At 69.1% G+C, this 1,018-nt stretch carries 1 protein-coding gene; it reads left to right on the forward strand.

From position 1 onward, the window contains the following. Window positions 1–1,018 (forward strand): beta-ketoacyl reductase (locus ABT130_RS47700; protein WP_350966519.1); only part of this gene is annotated, 1,018 nt, incomplete at both ends.

A 1,018-nucleotide genomic window follows, 5' to 3' on the forward strand; every position in this document is an offset into this window, starting at 1 on the left:
CGTTCGTGGTGTTCTCGTCGGTGGCGGGGACGTTCGGTGGGGCGGGTCAGGGTAACTACGCGGCGGCGAACGCGTTCCTGGACGCGTTGGCGGAGGTGCGGCGGGCTGAGGGGTTGGCGGGGTTGTCGCTGGGGTGGGGTGCCTGGGCGCAGGACGCCGGGATGACGGGCACGCTGAGCCAGGCGGATATGCGGCGGATGGCGCGGGCGGGGATGGTGCCGTTGTCGCCTGAGCAGGGTTTGGCGTTGTTCGAGGCCGCTGTTGCGGTGGGTCGTGCGGCGGTTGTGGCGGCGCGGTTTGATGTGTCGGCGGTGCGGGCGCAGGGGTGGGTGCCTCATCTGTTGCGGGGGTTGGTGCGTGGGGTTCGCCGGTCGGCGGCGTCGGTGCCGGTGGCGGGGGATGGGGCGCTGGTTCGGCGGTTGGCCGGTCTGGGGCAGGCCGATCGGGTGCGGTTGGTGGTTGAGCTGGTTCGGGGTGAGGTGGCCACGGTGCTGGGGCATGCTTCGCCGCAGCTGGTGGAGGTGCGGCGGGAGTTCCGCGAGTTGGGGTTCGATTCGCTGACCGCGGTGGAGTTGCGTAACCGGTTGAACGTGGCGACGGGGTTGCGGTTGCCGGCGACGTTGGTGTTCGATTATCCGACTCCGGTGGTGCTGGCGGAGTTTCTGCTGGGTGAGTTGCTCGGCGAGAAGGCCGACGTGATCATTCCCACGTCCGTCGTGCCTGCGGCGGACGATCCGATCGTGATCGTGGGCATGGCGTGTCGTTATCCGGGTGGGGTGGCCTCTGCGGAGGATCTGTGGCGGTTGGTGGCCGAGGGCGGGGACGGGATCTCGGAATTCCCGACCAGGCGAGGCTGGGACCTGGGGGCGCTGTACAACCCGGACGCCGAACATCGCGGGACCAGTTATGTGTGTGAGGGTGGTTTCCTGCACGAGGCGGGGGAGTTCGATCCGGGGTTCTTCGGGATCTCGCCGCGTGAGGCGCTGGCGATGGATCCGCAGCAGCGGTTGCTGCTGGA

Source organism: Streptosporangium sp. NPDC001681, from assembly GCF_040298085.1.
In the GTDB taxonomy this organism is placed as follows: Bacteria; Actinomycetota; Actinomycetes; order Streptosporangiales; family Streptosporangiaceae; genus Streptosporangium.